This is a genomic window from Massilia sp. Masssp94, from assembly GCF_059491305.1.
The window spans coordinates 1,335,104-1,351,659 of record NZ_CP168501.1 but is presented as its reverse complement, the minus strand read 5'-3'; the positions used below and the strand labels follow the sequence as shown (position 1 = coordinate 1,351,659).

Here is a 16,556-nt window from a genome sequence, read left to right as displayed (position 1 = left end):
CTCGGCAGTGTAAAGTGAAAAGGCCAGCTTGTGGCTGGCCTCTTGCGGATTCCGGCTGGACTAGCCCGGGGTGGCCATCACTGGCCCTGCGATTACTGCAGCAGGGACATGACCATCGACGACATGCTGTTGGTCTGCTTCAGCATGGCGGTACCAGCTTGCATCAGCATCTGGTTCGAGGTCATGCTCGACGACTCGGTCGCGAAGTCGACGTCCATGATGCGGCCGGTAGCGGCTTGCGTGTTGCTCGAGATGTTCGACAGGTTGTTGTAGACGTGGTCGAGGCGGTTCGACACCGCGCCCAGCTTCGAACGCAGGGTCGAGACGGCGTCGATGGCCGTGTTCAGGCTGCCGATCGCAGTGTTGGCGTCGGTGAACAGGATCGAACCGGTCGACGCGGCGATCGGCGCACCGGCGGCGTTCGAGACGAAACCGGTGGTCGCCGTGGTGATCGAGTCGGTCACGCCGCCGGCTGCGGAGAGTTCGGTGTCGAAGTTCGCAGTCATCTTTTCCGAGCTGTCGGCACCGATCTGGAAGGTGATGCCGGCGGCGGCGTTCAGCTTGCCGTTCGCGCTGGTCGACAGCAGCTCGGTGCCGCCGAATTTGGTGTTCGAGAAAATGTTCGAAAGTTCGTCGGTCAGCGAGTTGTATTCCTTGTCCATCGCTTTCTTGTCGTCGTCGGACGAGGAACCGTCGGAGGCCTGGGTTGCCAGGTCCTTCATGCGGGTCAGGATGTTGGTGACTTCGTTCAGCGCGCCGTCGGCGGTCTGCAGCATCGAGATCGAGTTCTGGGTGTTGCGCATGGCGACGGCCATACCGCTGCTCTGGGATTTCAGGCGGGTGGCGATCTGCAGGCCGGCAGCGTCGTCCATCGCCGAGTTGATGCGGTAACCGGTCGACAGGCGGGTCATCGAGGTCGACAGCGAGGTCTGGGTGCGGGTCAGCGAATTTTGTGCGGAAAGCGATGCGACGTTGGTGTGAAGGCTCAGCATGATATGGCTCCTAATGGCTTGGATACTGTTGGGAGGTTGCGCATCTCGCGCTCTCACAAGTACAGGACGACCATTTAGCGGCGGTCATTAAATGCCGAGCGGAAATTTTTTTAAATTATTTTTTGCGCGTTTCATGTTGTCATTTTGACTGTTGTACGTATGGCAGGTCTGTCATGAGTAAACCGGATATACAAGACCGAAAGTATTCGTTCGTCTTTCGAGGGGGTGTGCTTAACCTGTGCCTTCCAGAACCCTTCGAAAAAGAGCTTCCATATGTTGTCAAGAAAACTGATCCAGGCCCTGGTCGGCATCGCGCTGGTTGCCCCGACCGTGCACGCCGCCGACATCACTCTCCTGAACGTGTCGTACGACCCGACGCGCGAGCTGTACCAGGACGTCGGCAAAGCCTTCGCCGCCAGGTACAAGGCCCAGACCGGCGACAACGTCACCTTCAAGGCGTCGCACGGCGGCTCGGGCAAGCAGGCCCGCTCCGTGATCGACGGCCTGCAGGCGGACGTCGTTACCCTGGCCCTCGCCTGGGACATCGACGAGATCGCCGAGCGCGGCCTGATCGCCAGGGATTGGCAGAAGCGCCTGCAGCACAACAGCTCGCCGTACAACTCGACCATCGTGTTCCTGGTCCGCAAGGGCAACCCGAAAGGCATCCACGACTGGAACGACCTGATCAAGCCGGGCGTGCAAGTCATCACCCCGAACCCGAAGACGTCCGGCGGCGCGCGCTGGAATTACCTGGCAGCGTGGGGCAACGCCCTGAAACAGCCGGGCGGCAATGAAGCGAAGGCGCGCGACTACGTGGCCAAGCTGTTCAAGAACGTGCCGGTGCTGGATTCCGGCGCCCGTGGCGCGACGACGACCTTCGTCGAACGCGGCATCGGCGACGTGCTGATCGCCTGGGAAAACGAAGCGATCCTGGCCATCAAGGAACTGGGCCCGGACAAATTCGAGATCGTCGCGCCCAAGGCGAGCATCCTGGCCGAGCCGCCGGTCGCCGTCGTCGACAAGGTCGTCGACAAGCGCGGCACCCGCAAGGTCGCGGACGCCTACCTGCAATTCCTGTACACGGATGAAGGCCAGGACATCATCGCGAAGAATTACTACCGCCCGATCAACGCCGCGATCGGCGCGAAATACGCGGCGCAGTTCCCGAAAGTGAACCTGTTCACCATCAACGACGTGTTCGGCGGCTGGACCAAGGCGCAGAAGACCCACTTCGCGGATGGCGGCACGTTCGACCAGTTGTACCAGCCGGGCAAGTAAGATAGTCTGATCCCGTTCCACCGGCGCGTGCGCCGGCCTTCTTTTGTTTCGGACCCATCATGGACTGGCTGGATCGGGTGACCTGGTTCCTGGTCATCGTGCTCGTGATCGCCGCCTTCTGCTTTCCCATCAACCGCGGCGACCAGTAAGCGTACTGGTCAATCCAGCTTGACCAGGACCTTGCCGACGTTGGCGCCGGACGCGAGCCGGCGATAGGCCGCGGCGGCATCCACGAACGGATGCACGCTGTCGACCAGCGGCACGATCCCATGCGCCTCCAGGGCGCGGTTCATGGCATCGAACTGGCGCGCATTGCCCACCGTGTGGCCGTGCAGGCGCGCCCGTTTGGCGATGAACACCTGGCGCAGGTCCATCTCCAGCAGCGGCCCGGACACATACCCGATCATCGCCATCGTCGCGCCCGGCGCCAGCGCGCGGACCGATTCGGAAAACGTCGCACTGCCTCCGGTTTCCAGCACGAGGTGCGCACCGACGCCCTCCGTCAGCCGCATGACTTCCATGCCCCAGTCGGGATGCGCGCGGCTGTCGACCGCAGTGGTCGCCCCGGCCGCGAGCAACTGCGGGACCTTGTGCGCCGACGACGTGACGGCGATCGCCCGCACGCCGAACATTCGCGCAAACTGCAGGGCGAACAGCGCGACGCCGCCGCTGCCGATGGCCACGATCGTCTGGCCCGGCTGCAGCGCGGCATCCGTGAGCGCCGCCCAGGCGGTGAGCGCGGCGACGGACAGCGTGGCGGCCTCGTCCCCGAGGTGGCGCGGCGCACGTACGATGGCATTGGCCGGCGCCGTCATCGCCTGGCGCAGCACGCCCGGGTGGTTGCCGCCCAGCTGACGTGCGAAATAGCGCGGGTGGAACGGGCCGTCGATCCAGTCGGGGAAGAACAGCGGATTGACCCGGTCGCCTTCCTGCAGGTGGCGCGGCTGGAAACGCTGTGCGGCGCGCAATTGCTGCGGCGGACCACCCGCAGCATCAGTCTCACCGAAGCGGGGCAGGTGATGGTCGAGCGCGCCCGGGAAGCCGTGGCGCTGTGCGAGGGTGCCGGCCGCGAGATCGACAGCCTGCACGGCGACGCCGGCGGCACCGTGCGCATGAGCGCGCCGATCACGTTCGGCCAGCGCTGCATCGTGCCGCTGCTGCCCGAGCTGTTGGCCACCCACCCCCGTCTCGACGTGCAACTCGTGCTGCTGGACCGTCCCGTCGACCTGGCCCAGGAGGGTTACGACCTGGCGATCCGCCTGACGCGGTCGCTGCCCGGCGACGTGGTGGCGCGCCGCCTGCTGACCACGCGCTATCTGCTGTGCGCGGCGGCGCATGCCGCGCCCGTGCTCGCGCACCCCCGTGACCTGGCCGGCGTGGTGTGCCTGCGCTACGGCGAAGGCGAGCACGCGCGCGCCCGGCATTTTCGCCGTGCCGACGACGACCTCGCCGTGGCCGTGCGCGGCAACGTGTCCGTGAATAACAGCGACAGCCTGCGCGCGCTCATGCTGGCCGGGGTCGGCGTCGCGCTGTTGCCGCACTATGTCGTGGCGGACGACCTGGATGCCGACCGCGCGGTGCGGCTCTTGCCCGAGTGGGAGCCGCGGCCGGTGTTCGGGCACCAGGCGTTCGCGATCTGGCTGCCGCACCGCTACCAGCCGCCGCGCGTGCGTGTGGTTCTGGACTTCCTGTCGGACCGCCTGCCATAAAAATTATTTTGCGAAGCCGTTGTCCGTGGGCGACATGGAAGCGTGGCTGGAGGCAAGGAAAGCGGCGGGGTTTGCAGCGTGACGCTAGCGCCGGGTCTAGTTCAAGCCAGCGTCAGTAGTGTCAGGTCTGCTCATCGACGCCATCAGGATGTCTTTGGATTTGAAAGCATCGTTCAAACCGCACTGCGGCCTGCAAAGTAGCGGCGGACGGCACGCGAAGTGCGGGACAGCCTGATTTCCTTGTCGAGGTGCCGTCAACGCGGAGATTCTCAATGCCTGCTGTGTACCGCCTTCCAGGCTGCATATTCGGACGGTCGCAGACCGTAGCGCGCCAGTACGCCCTCGTGCAGGCGCCTTAGTTCCTCGACGATGAGCGCCTGCACACTGGGCTGTTCGTGCTCTGGTACATGGCGCGCCACCGTTCGCCGGATTTGGGCAAGCGGCTCGTTTTCAACGTGAAGGACGATCTCGCGAATGGTGCCTTTGATCAGGTCACGCCAGGCCAGGCGCAGGGGGTCGGGTTCGGCCAGATTCTGCTTCAGGGCCAGGTATTCATGTGTCGAGCGCTCATACGCCCAGACGTACAGGTCGCGCAGCAACTCGACACGCGTCAGCTCGTACACCCCGAGGGTAGCGCGGCTGTAGGCTTGCTCCGGTACGTCCAGAAATGTGAGTGGGCACAGATTGGCGCGAAACAGCGGCAGATTCGCGGCCAGCCGGGAGGTACGTTTATTGATGTCAGCAAATGGCTGCAGGTAGGGCAAATGCACCATCATGAAGAACGACTGCTCGAAGGGATCGTCGATCTGGTTGGCCTTGTCCAGTAGTGTGTCCAGAGCGCCCTCGATTTGCTGTAGCGTGGACAAGGGGCGATAAACGCTTTTGCCGATGTCGACCGCATGCCGCCGGATTCTCCCTTCGTCCGCAGGGTTGGGCAGCAGGTTTTCGGCCAGAGCGCTGTGCAGGTTCGCTAAGGTGTACCGATTGAATTCGGCGTTGTCGATGTTTTCCACGAGCAGTTCGATCGCCGTCTTATGGTTCAGGATCATCTGCGTTTCGATCGCGGCCTTGCCCCGGGCTGCCTTGCCGTGTTCGATGAGCTCTCGTGTATCGAGACGCGAATAGGTATTGCCTTCCAGGTGGCTCGAGGCCCACGACAGGTCGATCAGCAAGCGGTTCAGGATGGCGCGGCTGTACGTCCCGGCTGGCGCGTCGACATCGGCGGTTCGCCCCATCTTGTACAGTTGGCGGCGCAGTGATTCGGACAGGTACCACGTCTCGTTAGGGCGATATGCTTCCAGGAAGTCGCCCTGGTAGCCCACGGGCTTGCGGGCTTCCACGGGCTGATCAATGTAAACAAGGATATCCTTGCTGTCCGCGGAGAGAGGGATAAAGTCAGGAAATGTGTCCGCGCCAGCATCTGGTAAGGTTGTGTCGGCGCGCGTCCTGGCGCCGAAATAGCGGCGGGCTCGGCCTTCTCCTACCGCAGTGATCTGATGCCGTGCGATCATCTGTGAGATCAAACGTTGCGCCGTACGCCGGGCGACGGAAGGATGTCGAACGAGAAGTTCGGCAAGCGTCAGGCCGGTTTCGGACGTCTGGACACTGTTCAGCAGGTCAGCGGCGGTAGACATGACGAGTTGGTGTGTTGAGCAAAGATGGCGCAATTTTGGCGCAGTTTTCAGAATGGCGCCATCTAATGTGGCGCAGTTCTGGCGCGGTTTGGGCCAAAGCACGAGTAATCAGTGTTCGTCGAAGGTCAAAACAATTGCGCTGGCTCGACATTCGCTACCGTTTTTCTGAGACATAGTTGAACTGGACGACCGGGCAGGGGTACGAAGTTCTCATCCAAGCGCTGCTTTCCATCGAAGATGGAGGGCTGTCTTCCCGCTAATTTATTCAGGCTACGCATTCGTATCCGGAGCGTTGGTAATGCGATAGCCAAGTGATTCGCTAACAGCGCTTGATCGTTCCGAAAATTTGATAGGGCGACTATATATGCGTATGCCTGCGAATATGTGTTCGTCAGCGCATCGTAATTTTCGGCCCGCTCGTATGCTTCTTCAAACCGCGTATCTGGAAGTCTTTCCGACAAACGCCGGCTTTCTCCGTCGTCAAAATCAAGACTATCGGCAAAGTGGAGCTTCCAATCTTTTTGTCGTCGCAAGCGTGAGTAAACGAAGGAGAAAATGCGCTCTTCGTCTTCCGGGTGAGAGAGCTCAAGCTCCCGATTCAAGCGGTCGCGCAGCGTACATATGGCGAGCCAAACCTCACCGTGCAGGTCTGCCGCCTTGGCTCCAAAGCCCGTGGACCGCCCAATTCTTTCAAGACGACTTTTCGCTTTGCGCAGGAACGGTTCAAGCTCTCGCTTCACAAATACTTCCATATTTAAAGAATAAATATGATCAATCTCTGGCGACATTAAATATGAAAGAATATTAATGTTAAACGATGACCGCTTGATGATGCCGTATAACTTTGATGAGCTTGCTGGTCAGGATTGTTGATGTAGCAATGACACGACGAGCGATTACATTTGGCCGCCTGAGAGCATTTCACGGTAAACTAATGAGTTACGTCAGACGCTTGACATGAGTAACCAAAGAAAACATGAAATACCACAAACGAACGTTAAGTACGGCGCCCATGATGGACTGGACCGACCGCCACTGCCGCGTCTTCCACCGCCAGATCACGAAACACACCTGGTTGTATACAGAGATGGTGACGACGGGCGCCCTGGTCTATGGCGACGTCGAGCGCCACCTGCGCTACGACGACATCGAGCATCCCATCGCGCTGCAACTGGGCGGCAGCGATCCGGCCGACCTCGCCAAGAGCGCGAAGCTGGGCGAGCAGTGGGGCTATGACGAGATCAACCTGAATTGCGGCTGCCCGTCCGAACGCGTGCAGAAGGGGGCGTTCGGCGCCTGCCTGATGCAGGAACCGCAACTCGTCGCCGATTGCGTGAAGGCGATGCGCGACGCCGTCAGCATCGACGTCACCGTCAAGCACCGTATCGGCATCGATTACAACGAGGAATACGGCTTCGTGCGCGATTTCATCGGCACCATCGCCGATGCCGGCTGCCGCACCTTCATCGTGCACGCGCGCAATGCCGTGCTGAAAGGGCTGTCGCCGAAGGAAAACCGCGAGATCCCGCCGCTGCGCTATGAAGTGGCGTACCAGCTGAAGCGCGAATTTCCTGAGCTCGAGATTATCATCAACGGCGGCATCAAGACCGACGACGAGATCGCCACTCACCTGCAGCACGTGGACGGCGTCATGATCGGTCGCGAGGCGTACCACAATCCCTACGTGATGGCCGGCTGGGACGCCCGTTTCTATGGCGACGCGACCCCGCCGAAAACGCGCGAACAGGTGCTGGAAGCCATGATTCCATATATCCGCGCCGAGCTGGAGCGCTACGGTCCGCTGGGCCTCCGCCTGAACAGCATCACGCGCCACATGCTGGGCCTGATGGCCGGCCTGCCGGGCGCGCGCGGCTATCGCCAGTTGCTGTCCGACTCCCGCCGCCTCGCCGCAGGCAACCCCGAACTCCTCCTCGAAGCTGCCGGCAGACTGCGCCTCGCTGCGTAAGCGCCGCGTAAGGTTGACTTTTAGTTATTTTACTACCCCGGTCGCATGAAAATGGCCGGGATGTTCAAAATCCGCTACAAAAAATGTTGCATTTATTTAATTATCTGCAACGTTATCCTTGCCCGAGGGCAAGAATAGACCCATAATCTGGGCTCTTCTCCTTGCACGACATCTAATCCTGTTGTTGTGGTGAAACATAATTACAGCGGGGCATGTTTTCTGTCTGCAAATCGGCGTTTTGATTTATCCTGACGGAAATACGCGAGTCCACCGGGAAGATGGACTTTCCGTAACAAAAGACAAAGACTCCGGAGCGGGTCTGATCACTTGAAACAGGGAAGATAAGGAATGAACTTAGCAAACATGAAGGTCGGCATGCGTCTGGGGCTGGGTTTTGCCCTCGTGCTCGTGCTGCTGGTTATCGTTACCGTCGTCGGCATCCTGCGCATGGCGCAGATCCAGAACCGGCTCGACCACGTCGTGAATGTCAACAATGTCGTCACCCGCCTGGTCGTCGACATGCGTAACAACGTGAGCGAACGCGTCACCTCGTTGCGTACCCTGACCCTGATGACGGACCCGGCCGACATGGAGCCGGAACTGAACCGTTTCAAGGAGCAGACCGCCAAGTACGATGCTCTGCAGCAAAAACTGGCCGCCAAGTTCTCTGAAGAAGCGTTGCCTGAAGAAAAATCCCTGCTGAACCAAGTGAAAGAAGCCGAAGGCGCCGCCATGCCGGCCATCGCCAAGGCATCGGAACTCTATCTGGCCAATAACGCGATGGACGCCACCCGCGTGATGATCAAGGAAATCCGTCCCGCCCAGAAGAAGTGGCTGGACGGGCTCGACCAACTGGGCAAGCTGGAAGACAAGCTGAACGCGCAGTCCCAGGTCGACGCGGAAGCCGCCTTCGCCAGCGCCCGTAATTTCATGCTCGTGCTGCTGGCCCTGGCCGTCACACTGGGCATCCTGGCTGCCACCGTCATCACCCGCGGCCTGCTGAAGCAGCTGGGCGGCGAGCCGGGCTACACCGCCAAGATCGCCGGCAGCATCGCCGAAGGCGACCTGTCGATCGCCATCGACACCAAGTCGTCGGATCGCGGCAGCCTGCTGATCGAAATGAAACAGATGCGCAACAGCCTGGTCGACATCGTCAGCCAGGTCCGTCGCGGCACGCACACCATCACCACCGCATCGCGTGAAATCGCAGCCGGCAACACCGACCTGTCGTCGCGTACCGAACTGCAAGCCAGCTCGCTGGAGAAGACTGCGTCGGCGATGGAAGAACTGACGTCGACCGTGAAACAGAACGCGGACAATGCCCGCGAAGCGAATCACCTGGCCGCCACCGCATCGGACGTGGCACGCAAGGGCGGCGACGTGGTGTCGCAGGTCGTTGGCACGATGGGCGAGATCAATAGCTCGGCAAGCAAGATCGCCGACATCATCGGCGTCATCGATGGCATCGCCTTCCAGACGAACATCCTGGCACTGAACGCCGCCGTCGAGGCAGCCCGTGCCGGTGAACAGGGTCGCGGCTTCGCCGTCGTCGCTTCGGAAGTGCGTAACCTGGCCCAGCGTTCCGCAGCGGCCGCCAAAGAAATCAAGCAACTGATCGGCGACTCCGTCGAGAAGATCGGCCGCGGCAGCAAGCTCGTCGGCGAGGCCGGCGAGACGATGGACGAGGTCGTTGCCAGCGTCAAGCGCGTGACCGACATCATGAGCGACATCGCCAGCGCCAGCGCCGAACAGAGCGCCGGCATCGAACAGGTCAACCTGTCGATCATCGAGATGGACGGCATGACGCAGCAGAACGCCGCGCTGGTCGAAGAAGCCGCCGCCGCCTTCCAGAGCCTGCAGGACCAGGCCGCGGAACTGCAGCGCGTCGTCAGCATCTTCAAGCTGGCCGAAGGCGAGGAGCAGGCCATCGTGGACGCACCGGCGCCGGCTGCCGCCACCGCCAGCCGCGCCGTCGTCGTCCGCCCGGCCGCCAAGCCGCAGCTGAAGAAGCCGGCCGCCGCGAAGGCCAAGCAGCCGGCCCAGCAGGAACGTGCGGCGGATGCGCCGGCATCGACCGCGAAAAAAGTCGCAGCAGCAGCCGCCAGCGACGATTGGGAAGAATTCTGAGCCAGGACGGCTCGTCCAGCGCCGGTGGAGAGCACTGGCATTAAAAAAAACTTTGTTTTCCGGGGGTAATAAAAATGTCCAATAAGAAATTTGCTGTAAGCCTCGTCGCTCTGCTGGTCTCGGGTATCGCTGGTTCGGCTTTTGCAGGCGAAACGCCGGCGACGTTCGATCCGTCCAAGTGCAAGGTCGAATATCCGAAAGCGTCGCTGATGAACGAAGAGCAGGGCATCACGTCGATGTCCTTCCTCATCGCCGCCGACGGTTCGGTGGCCGATTCGAAGCTGGACAAATCGAGCGGCTTCAAAGGCCTGGACAAGGCTGCAATGAAGGGCCTGTCGGCCTGCAAGTTCAAGCCGGGCACCAAGGACGGCGCACCGGCCCAGACCTGGACCAAGGTCGACTACGCCTGGAAGCTGGACTGATTGTCTGGCGGGTGCCGGCCGGCCTGGCTCGGCGCCCCAGGTGAGGCTTTGCGTCCCCGGCATCTTTGTCGGGTGCGCACGAGACCTGGGCCTGGCGGCATCCAACAGTGCGAAAAGGGCGTCCCTGCGGGGGCGCCCTTTTTGCATCTGCCTCGTGAAAACCTGAAAATCTGTTACCGGCCTGTTGCGGCATGTATCGGTTGTAAGCGCCCGCTTCAATCCGGCAAATGCGGGCGGCGAATCGCTATAGTGGTCTCACAGCGCAACTTCACCGCGCAACCAAAGGAGAACCACCATGAAACGCATTCTCGCTGCTGCCGCCCTTGCCATCGTCAGTTCTGCCGCCGTCTTGCCGGCGCAGGCGTTCGCCCGGGATGTCGTCGTCGTGCGCACCGCACCGCCGCCGCCGCGTCACGAAGTCGTGCCGGCCGCGCGCCACGGTTACGAATGGGCGCCGGGCTACTGGAACTGGAACGGCCACCGCTACACCTGGGTGCGCGGCCATTGGGAACGGGTGCGCCCGGGCTATGTCTGGCACCGTCCGGAATGGCGCCAGGGCGCCCGCGGCTGGCAACTGGAGCGGGGCGGCTGGCGCCACGGCGACCGCGCCGTCGACCGTGACGGCGACGGCGTGCCGAACCGCTTCGACAACCGTCCCAACAATCCGCACCGCTCGTGACGAGCAACTAGTCCAGCGGCGCGCCGTCTTCGAACATCTCGCTCGCCATTCGCGCGAGGTCGTTCATGCCGCCGCCGGACGCGAGATGGGCGCGCAGCCAGCGCGCCTGTCCGCCGTCCTTCATCAGATGCTCGATCACCTTGCACGCCTTGCCGAAACCGGGATCGGTCGAGCGTTTTGACAGTCGTTCGAGGTCGGCGCGGATCGCTTCGCCGATGGGCATCGACGCGCCCGACTCCGGATCGATCCACGTCGCCTCGACGCCGTCGCGTGCCGCATTGAAGCGGTTCCAGATGTACAGCTCGCGGCTGCTGCTGGTCGGCCAGCGTCCCGGCTGGCCCGCCCATTCCAGGCACAGCTCGCGCGCATAGCACGCGAGCGCCGCCGCGTACACGGGTTTCAACGGCGTATCCAGCACGCGCAGTTCGATCGTCCCGTATTCCGGCTTCGGGCGCACGTCCCAATAAAAGTCCTTGATGCTGTTGACGATGCCGTGGCCGGCCAGCTCGTCGAAGTGGGCGCGGAAATCGTCCCACGTGCGGATGTCGTACGGGAGGATGCCGCTCATCGGGAACGCGCCCACGACGTTGCTGCGCGAGCTGCAGAAGCCCGACACCTCGCCCTGCCAGCACGGCGAATTGGCCGACAGTGCGATGAACAGGGGCGCGCGCTGCGTGAGCCAGGAGCACAGGCGCATCGCCTCGTCCGGCGTACCCGCGCCGATGTGCACGTGCATGCCAAACACAGTAAACAGTTTAGCCAGATAGCCGAACTTGCGCTCCGATGCGAAATAGCGTTCCTTCGGGTAGATGCGCTGCTCGTTCCACTTCTGGAAGGGATGCGCGCCGCCGCCCGAGATCGACGCGCCGACATCGAACGCGGCCCGTTGCACCGTCGTGCGGATGTGTTCCAGCTGCTCGGCCGCCTCGTCGAACGAGGTGAGGATGGCAGTCGCCACTTCCAGCATCGATGTCGTGATTTCCGGCGTGTGCACCCACGGCTTGTCGTGCTTGTCCAGCAGGCGCAGGATGTCGGGCGCGGCGGGGAACAGGTCGAACGTGAGGCGGTCGAGCACCATCAGTTCCAGTTCGATGCCCATCGTGCCGATCGTGGACGCCTTGAAGTCGGGCAGGAACGCGGGGCCCTGGCCAGATACCGCCTGGGCCTGGGCGTCCGTTTTCAGTTTTCCCAGCGCTTCGTCATTCAGTAATTCGCTCATTGGGCACCTCCTCGATAGGTTTCGCCCGCCAGGCGCAAGCCGAGCCACGTGAGGCCGGGCGCCAGCAGGACGTTCAGGGCCAGCAGCGCGCCCATGACGGCGGTGGACGTCGCATCGAGCCCGGTGTAGGCATTCAGGGTGTTGTCCACGACGAGACCGCCGTAGCTCACCAGGGAACACATCGACAGGGCCATCGCATGCTGCTTGCGCACGTCCCACGCGGTGCCCGGCCACAGGGCCAGGCGCGTGGCCGCGATGCGGACCGCGAACACCGTCAGCGCGACCACGATGGTCCAGCCGTGCAGCAGCGCCTGCAGGTCGACGAGCGCCGCCGACATCAGGAACAGCAGCACGTAGCCGATGTCCTGCGCCGTCTTCAACTGCGCCTGGAACACGTTGTCGCGCTTCTCCGCATTGCGCAGCAGGACGCCCATCAGCAGCAGCGAGAGCAGGGCGCTCGCGGACATCACGGAACACAGGCCCAGGTCGATCAGCAGCGCGGCCAGCAGCATGCCGGGACGCAGCGTCGCCGGCACCTTGCACAGCCGCGTGGCCAGCGCATAAACGCCGTACGACAGCACGGCGATCAGGGCGCCGATCACGAGCTTGCCGCCCTGGCGCATCAACTCCGTCCAGAAACCGCTGTCGGCGTCCTGGCCGTGGCTGCGCGTCCATGCGAGCGTGATGCCGAGCGCCAGCAGCGCGACGAAGTTGGAGAGGCCGACCATGTTCGACGTCGCGAACGTGCTCGTGCCGCTCGCGTTTTCGTCCGCCACCATCGAACTGTGGATGACGGGATTGACGGCGATGAGGATCGAGCCGATGAAGATCGCGGCGCCCCACGGCAGGCCGAAGAGGCCCAGCGTGATGGCGGCCGCGGCGCCGCGCGCCAGGGTCGCGAGCAGCAGGCTGGCGCCCTGGCGGCCGCTGCGCAGCAGCCACGCGAGGTCCATCTTGCGGCCGACCTCGAACAGCACGAGCGCGGCGGCGCCGTTGAGCAGTTCCTGGAACTGCGTCAGCAGCGCGCGGTCGATGAAGCCGGCACCGTTCGCGCCGAGCAGCAGGCCCGCGATCACGGCGCCATACAGTTTCGGGATGCGGAAACGCTGCAGGGTCAGTCCGATCACGAGCGCGACCATCAGGCCGGCACCCAGCACGGCCAGCGGCGACAGCAGCCAGAAGGGCGAGTACAGTTCGTCATTCATGGCGCACCTCCCACGCGTGGGCAAGCGCGGTCAGTTCGCGCCCGATCACGTCGGCCCGCTGCTTCGCCAGTTCCTTTTGACGCTCCGCCGATGCCGGCGCGAGATCGCTGACGATGCGTGCGCGGACGATGCCCGCGTCGTCGCGCAGCGGAATCCACAACTGTCCCTTGACGCTTGCGCCTTCGCGCCACACGGCGATGAACTTCGCACCGGTGCGGTCACCGGGACGGCCCGGCTCCAGCAAGGTAAAGGGCTGCAGCCACTCGGCATTCGGGAAGCGGCGCGCCAGCAGCACCTGCATGCCGCTGCGCTGCTCGAGCCGCGCATCGTCGCGCGAATAGGGCAGGTGGATGCGCGTCTGGCTGATGCCCGACGTCTCCAGTCGCAAACAGGTCTTGTCCGACACCCAGCGCCACGTGTCGCCATCGAGCACGCGCGGCTTGCCCTGCGACGCATCGCGCCACGCGACGAACAACGGCGACGCGGCGGGCAGCGGACTGCCCGCATCGATCGCGTGCGCGGCCTGCTTCACATCGTCCCAGTGGCCGGCCTGCCAGGTGCGCGTGTCCGGTTTCTCGGACGGCTGCCAGCGCCACAGCGCCGCCGACCATTGCCCGTCGTCGTCGCGCCAGATCGCGGCCAGTTGCTGGGATTCGGGCGTGTTCGTAGACACGGTGCGGCCGGACCAGGCGTTGTTCCAGGGCGGCGCGTCCGCGTGGATCGCTTGCGTGAGGCGGTGCCATGCGATGGCGGCCGGCGGCAGGCAGGTGGCGGTCGGCGTCGGAATGCTGCGCCAGTACACCATTTCCACGCGCTGGCTCCAGGCGCACTGGCGCGTCGTCGGTTCACCCAGGCCGGAAAGCGCTGGGGCGACGGGTTGTTCGCACGTGCCGGGATACGAGCCGCTCAATTCCCTGAAGTCGGCGATGGCTGGTGTCTTTGGCGCCGCCGGCTTGCGTTTGGCCGCATGCGCTTGTGGTGTCAGGATGACGCACAGCGCGCACGCGGTCGCGAGCAGGCAGTGGCGGCGCGATGGTCGTGTTGGGGTCATGAAGATCGGCCCTCATTGAAAGGCCTCGGTGCGGGCCGGCTGGAAGCTTGGATCCGTCCGGCGCGCGGAGGCGGGCGGTCGCAGCGCGGCTCGTCCGGCCGGCGTCTGGACCCGTTGAAAGAGTGGATGCTTCACGCATCCGCGATGCGGCGGGGCCGCATGGCGGTCAGGTCAACGTGATGCCTGCCGCTCGTTGTTATGGGTGTGTATCGGGGTCAAGTATAGGGCAAATGATTCATTCGCTCAAATATGATTGACGTAAGTACATTTCTGGCATGCATTTTAGGCTATGCGGCAGAAGGACGGCGTACGGTTGAGTTGGGCGGACGGTGACCAACAGGTTGCTATCTGCCGCTGCTGCTTCTATATTCAACCTGTACAATTTATCGTACAGGTTTCGTCAATGGTCCAGGAGTGCCTTATGAGAATCATTAACTTTTCCGATGCGCGCAACAGTCTGCGGACCGTGATCGACCAAGTGGTCGAGGACGCCGACGTCACGGTCATCTCTCGCCGCGATGCGCCCGATGCGGTCGTCATGTCATTCGACTATTACAGTAGTCTCATGGAGACTGTTCACTTGTTGAGCTCGCCGGCGAACGCCGCGCATCTGGCGAAATCGATCGCCCAGGCACGTTCCAGCCAGACGCAGGCTCGTGAAATCATCGAAACCCCCGAGGCAGGGGAGCAGAAAGATGCGAAACCTGAAGTTCACGGATGAAGCCTGGAACAGCTACCTCTATCGGCAAACGCAGGATCGGAAAACCCTCAAGCGCATCAATGACCTGATCAGGGATGCGCGGAGAGATCCTTTTACGGGGATAGGCAAGCCGGAGGCGTTGAAGCACAGCCTGTCTGGCTGCTGGTCGCGGAGGATCGATGAGACGAATCGGCTCGTCTACATGATCGTCGATGAGGGGCTCGTTATCATCTCGTGCAGATATCACTACTGATCGATCCTGAGAAGAATGGTACGCCGACATTCATCGATCTAATGCCGTCCAACATGCGACTGGCATTTTCCCGCCATGGTCCCGAGGTCGCTGCTCGATTCGCGATCTATAGGAGGCTCAGCGCGTCCCGTGTCTGCAGACGGGGTGGGCTGAGGGGTGAGAAGGATCTTCCAAAATTTGGAATTTCATCGTCCAAAAAATTAAAGGGCTACAGCGCGAAGCTTGTAACCCTTTGATCTTATTGCTGAATTCTTGGGGTGGCTGATGGGACTCGAACCCACGACAACAGGAATCACAATCCTGGACTCTACCAACTGAGCTACAGCCACCACTGTCTTGCTTGCTGTCTCGTTGTTGCCGAGACAGAACGAGATTATATAGGGTCATTCGCATTCTGGCAAATCGAGTTTTGCCCAGCAGTGCGAACGGCCATCACGGCTCGCCGAACGTCGCCTCGTGCACGGGCGGATCGATGCCGATCAGGCTGTTGAACGCGGCCGACAGCGCGGTGGCGCTGGCGCTGGTCCAAGCCTCCAGTGTGCCCGGCGCATCGCCAGAAGGGGAGCGCAGCAACCGCCCCGCATCCAGCAAGCGCACCAGCTGGCGCGTCACGGCGTCGCCGGTGTCCACCAGCGTGACGTCACGTGCGCCGGCCGATGCGATCACGTCCCCGATCGCGGCGCGCACGAGCGGGTAGTGCGTGCAGCCCAGGACGAGCGTGTCGGCGCCCAGGTCGAGCAGCGGTGTCACGTAGCGTACCAGCAGCGCGCGCGTGGCCTCCGTGTCGCCCAGTTCGATCTGGTCGACGAGGCCGCGGCACGGCTGCAGCAAAAATTCCGCGTGCGTCGCTTCGGTGATCTGGTCGCGCAGTTGCAGGAATTTGGCGCCGGCCAGCGTGCGTTCCGTGGCCAGCACGCCGACCTTGCCGCTGCGCGTCGCCGCCGCCGCGGGCTTCAGGCCCGGTTCCACGCCGACGATGGGCAGGTCGGGGAAGGTGTCGCGCATCAGGCGAACCGCGGAGATGGTCGCCGTGTTGCAGGCGACGACGATGGCCTTGACGCCCCGTGCGACGAGGAAGCGGGCCACCGCCAGCGAACGCTCGGCGACGACGTGTTCGGGCTTGTCGCCGTACGGGGCGAAGCCCGTGTCGGCCACGTAGATCAGGTGTTCGTGCGGGAGTTGCGCTCGGATGTGGCGCAGGATCGACAGGCCGCCGAGGCCGGAGTCGAAGACGCCGACGGGGGCGTCTTCGGGGTGTGCTTGGGTGTTCATGGGGGAGATGGTAACCCGGCAGGAAGCGTTGCGGTACTGCGAGTGAAAT

General features: G+C 62.9%; 16 protein-coding genes and 1 tRNA gene. 8 read left to right on the top strand and 9 right to left on the bottom strand.

From position 1 onward, the window contains the following. Positions 1–92 precede the first annotated feature (92 nt). Entirely contained in the window at positions 93–992 is a 900-nt protein-coding gene (locus ACEN9G_RS05785) for a flagellin N-terminal helical domain-containing protein (protein WP_413337874.1), read from the bottom strand. 276 nt (positions 993–1,268) lie between these two features. On the opposite strand from ACEN9G_RS05785, the gene ACEN9G_RS05780 reads away from it, so the two are divergent. Next, positions 1,269–2,270, top strand: coding sequence for a sulfate ABC transporter substrate-binding protein (locus tag ACEN9G_RS05780; RefSeq protein WP_413337876.1), 1,002 nt, complete (start codon positions 1,269–1,271; stop codon positions 2,268–2,270). Positions 2,271–2,428: 158 nt separating this feature from the next. Here the strand turns inward: ACEN9G_RS05780 and ACEN9G_RS05775 are convergent, their stop codons facing one another. Then, positions 2,429–3,238 carry a zinc-dependent alcohol dehydrogenase family protein gene (locus ACEN9G_RS05775; RefSeq protein WP_413337872.1) on the bottom strand — a complete coding sequence of 270 codons (810 nt, stop codon included), beginning with the start codon at positions 3,236–3,238 and terminating at the stop codon, positions 2,429–2,431. Here ACEN9G_RS05775 and ACEN9G_RS05770 point away from each other — a divergent pair, their 5' ends adjacent. After that, entirely contained in the window at positions 3,239–3,979 is a 741-nt protein-coding gene (locus tag ACEN9G_RS05770; RefSeq protein ID WP_413337869.1) for a LysR family transcriptional regulator, read from the top strand. A 269-nt stretch (positions 3,980–4,248) separates the two neighbouring features. Here ACEN9G_RS05770 and ACEN9G_RS05765 read toward each other — a convergent pair whose 3' ends face one another. Further along, the gene (locus ACEN9G_RS05765) at positions 4,249–5,613 is read right to left on the bottom strand and encodes a Fic family protein (protein ID WP_413337867.1); all 1,365 of its coding nucleotides are present in this window, start codon (positions 5,611–5,613) and stop codon (positions 4,249–4,251) included. A gap of 125 nt (positions 5,614–5,738) precedes the next feature. After that, positions 5,739–6,401 carry a hypothetical protein gene (locus ACEN9G_RS05760; RefSeq protein ID WP_413337865.1) on the bottom strand — a complete coding sequence of 221 codons (663 nt, stop codon included), beginning with the start codon at positions 6,399–6,401 and terminating at the stop codon, positions 5,739–5,741. Positions 6,402–6,625: 224 nt separating this feature from the next. Here ACEN9G_RS05760 and dusA point away from each other — a divergent pair, with 224 nt between their 5' ends. The 4 genes from dusA (at position 6,626) to ACEN9G_RS05740 (ending at position 10,807) form a co-directional block, all read left to right on the top strand. Further along, positions 6,626–7,579 carry a tRNA dihydrouridine(20/20a) synthase DusA gene (gene dusA, locus ACEN9G_RS05755; RefSeq protein WP_495605532.1) on the top strand — a complete coding sequence of 318 codons (954 nt, stop codon included), beginning with the start codon at positions 6,626–6,628 and terminating at the stop codon, positions 7,577–7,579. A 348-nt stretch (positions 7,580–7,927) separates the two neighbouring features. Further along, complete coding sequence (locus tag ACEN9G_RS05750; protein WP_413337861.1) at positions 7,928–9,706, top strand: methyl-accepting chemotaxis protein; 1,779 nt, start codon at positions 7,928–7,930, stop codon at positions 9,704–9,706. Positions 9,707–9,780: 74 nt separating this feature from the next. After that, positions 9,781–10,128, top strand: a complete 348-nt coding sequence (locus ACEN9G_RS05745) for an energy transducer TonB (protein WP_413337859.1) — start codon at positions 9,781–9,783, stop codon at positions 10,126–10,128. Between the two features lie 295 nt (positions 10,129–10,423). Beyond that, a complete protein-coding gene (locus tag ACEN9G_RS05740; RefSeq protein ID WP_413337857.1) occupies positions 10,424–10,807 on the top strand; it encodes a hypothetical protein in 384 nt (127 codons plus the stop codon). A 7-nt stretch (positions 10,808–10,814) separates the two neighbouring features. Here ACEN9G_RS05740 and ACEN9G_RS05735 read toward each other — a convergent pair whose 3' ends face one another. From ACEN9G_RS05735 to ACEN9G_RS05725, 3 genes are read right to left on the bottom strand one after another with little or no spacing between them, the layout of a single operon-like run. Further along, positions 10,815–12,026 (bottom strand): YbdK family carboxylate-amine ligase, encoded by a 1,212-nt coding sequence (locus ACEN9G_RS05735; protein WP_413337855.1) that lies wholly within the window; start codon positions 12,024–12,026, stop codon positions 10,815–10,817. Next, positions 12,023–13,231, bottom strand: coding sequence for a cation:proton antiporter domain-containing protein (locus ACEN9G_RS05730; RefSeq protein WP_413337854.1), 1,209 nt, complete (start codon positions 13,229–13,231; stop codon positions 12,023–12,025). Before ACEN9G_RS05730 ends, ACEN9G_RS05735 begins: the two co-directional genes overlap by 4 nt. Further along, on the bottom strand, positions 13,224–14,282 hold the full coding sequence (locus ACEN9G_RS05725; RefSeq protein ID WP_413337852.1) for a hypothetical protein: 1,059 nt from the start codon (positions 14,280–14,282) through the stop codon (positions 13,224–13,226). The genes ACEN9G_RS05730 and ACEN9G_RS05725 overlap by 8 nt, the downstream gene beginning before the upstream one ends. A gap of 421 nt (positions 14,283–14,703) precedes the next feature. Here ACEN9G_RS05725 and ACEN9G_RS05720 point away from each other — a divergent pair, with 421 nt between their 5' ends. Continuing rightward, positions 14,704–15,003 (top strand): type II toxin-antitoxin system Phd/YefM family antitoxin, encoded by a 300-nt coding sequence (locus ACEN9G_RS05720; RefSeq protein ID WP_413337850.1) that lies wholly within the window; start codon positions 14,704–14,706, stop codon positions 15,001–15,003. Beyond that, positions 14,978–15,235: a Txe/YoeB family addiction module toxin gene (locus tag ACEN9G_RS05715; protein ID WP_413337848.1), complete on the top strand. Its 258-nt coding sequence runs from the start codon at positions 14,978–14,980 to the stop codon at positions 15,233–15,235. The genes ACEN9G_RS05720 and ACEN9G_RS05715 overlap by 26 nt, the downstream gene beginning before the upstream one ends. Before the next feature lie 253 nt (positions 15,236–15,488). Here ACEN9G_RS05715 and ACEN9G_RS05710 read toward each other — a convergent pair. Continuing rightward, positions 15,489–15,564: transfer RNA gene (locus ACEN9G_RS05710), tRNA-His, on the bottom strand. Positions 15,565–15,667: 103 nt separating this feature from the next. Beyond that, positions 15,668–16,507, bottom strand: coding sequence for a glutamate racemase (murI, locus tag ACEN9G_RS05705; RefSeq protein WP_413337846.1), 840 nt, complete (start codon positions 16,505–16,507; stop codon positions 15,668–15,670). Positions 16,508–16,556 lie beyond the last annotated feature (49 nt).